General features: G+C 30.1%; 1 protein-coding gene. It reads right to left on the bottom strand.

Annotation, left to right across the window (positions count from 1 at the left end; all coding sequences use genetic code 11):
• Positions 1-169: 169 nt before the first annotated feature.
• A complete protein-coding gene (locus tag A5819_RS03460; protein WP_086281823.1) occupies positions 170-1651 on the bottom strand; it encodes a helix-turn-helix domain-containing protein in 1482 nt (493 codons plus the stop codon).
• Positions 1652-1819: the final 168 nt, after the last annotated feature.

Genomic DNA, 1819 nt, shown 5'->3' with positions numbered 1-1819 from the left:
TATTTAGAATTAAAAATAATCACAAAATAAAAATAAATAGATTAATAATAATTTTCTTTGAATTTACGATTATTCTCATTAAATTTAATAGGTACAAAGAAAACAGAGAACATAAGGGATACGTTCTCTGTTATAATTTCAATTAGTGATAGATGGAACAAGCAATAGGCTATCGCGTGTCAATCAACTGAATAATCAATTTTTCAATTTCGGTCATATCATAACTATTTCCAATATCTGAAAAAATATAAACTAATTCTTGTTTTTCAGATATTGTTTCACTATAGATATTGGAAAGTAGGATATCATAATGACTGTCTTCTTTGAATGCTTCTGCTTTAATTGGATATTTATGACCTAAAACGTTTGTCAAATGCTGGATAACTAATTCACCAATAAATGGATTGAGTGAATGGTAGACACCAATTGCAATTTTTTCTTCATTTAATTCCGCAATATGATTTAATATGATCGTATAATGGATTTCAGTGAATTTATTTTTATAACTGCCTTTTTCACCATCTTGATCAAACTTTTTTGTAGCGATATCCATCAATTCAAAAACTTCATTACCAGAAAACGGATGACGATGTGCGTTGACGATGGACTTCACTGTCCAGCTATCAAAGGCCAAGATAAATCCGTCAAAGTAATAAAGCTGAGAATGAAGTTGAAACAATAGATTTTCAATATACAGTAAACGAGCAGAGGAAGCGTAACTCGATAAATATCCTTGCTGCTTTAGGTATTTTAAAATCACTTTATTCATGTAGTTTAAGTAAGAACTTTCTCTACGTTGCTTTTCTGCTAATCTAAAAGCAAAAGCAGAATTAGGCGAAAAATTATTCATAGAACAAAAGAAGTCATAAAACATGTATGCTTCATAAATAGTATATGGACGTTCGATTTTTTTCATATATGTATGTAAGGCTAAATTAATTTCTTCAAATAATGGTCGATCTGGATAATCATAGTTCGAACTAATGACTGGGTTGTACTCTGTCGTAAGTCGTCTAAAGGATATTTTCATCCATAATTTAATTTGCAGGACTTCGGTCGGATCAAATACCAAGTTAAGCGATTCTTTTAAAATATCTACAAAGCCAAGATACTGGTTGGCAGTTTCCTTCTCCAAACTTGTTTTATCCTCAAAAAGAAACCAGAAAAAACTAAAGAAAAAATAACGGATTTGCTTTTCTTCTCCAATAAGTTTTCCACGTTTGATTTGGAGGCGAAACTCCTTTAAAAGATCATTTAGCTCAGTGATTTTTCGATAATACGTTGCAGAACTGATTGCGTAGTTCAGCTGAAAATAGTCACAAGTCAATTCTCCTTTCGAAAATAACTGATTGACCATTTGAAATTTGATCGACTTTTCCAGAAAAAGGACAACAATTTTTTTTAATGGAAAAGTTGGTTCTTTTTTCAAAGAGATATTCTCACCGTGTATTGTTATTTCAACTTGCTCGTTCACCTGATTTTCTTCAAGAAAACTTTGCAGGAAAGACAAATATTCATTTAATGTTGGTAAGCTAATTTGGAATTCACTGACTAGCTCGTTTTTTGTTGCGTGGCCTTGATTGTTGTATAAAAATAATAATATATCATTCATATAATCAAAGGGCTTTTCTAAAAAATCTCGTTTCAGCATAATAGACACCTCACTTTAAGGATACTTGATTCATAGGGAAATGGCAATACGCAACTTATAAAAAGAAATTTACTGGCTATTATTATTTTAAAAAAACGAATTTTTATATATAATGGGATATAATGTTATTGTTATTTTGTATATATATAAACATAGTGATGGCATAGT

The sequence above is a fragment of the Enterococcus sp. 7E2_DIV0204 genome, from assembly GCF_002140855.1.
Lineage (GTDB): Bacteria > Bacillota > Bacilli > Lactobacillales > Enterococcaceae > Enterococcus_L > Enterococcus_L lemimoniae.
This window is presented reverse-complemented; position numbering and strand designations above follow the sequence as displayed.

Bases quoted from the DNA above. Each gene is read 5' to 3' on its own strand.
- A5819_RS03460 (WP_086281823.1), bottom strand. From the start codon at position 1,651: ATGCTGAAACGAGATTTTTTAGAAAAGCCCTTTGATTATATGAATGAT.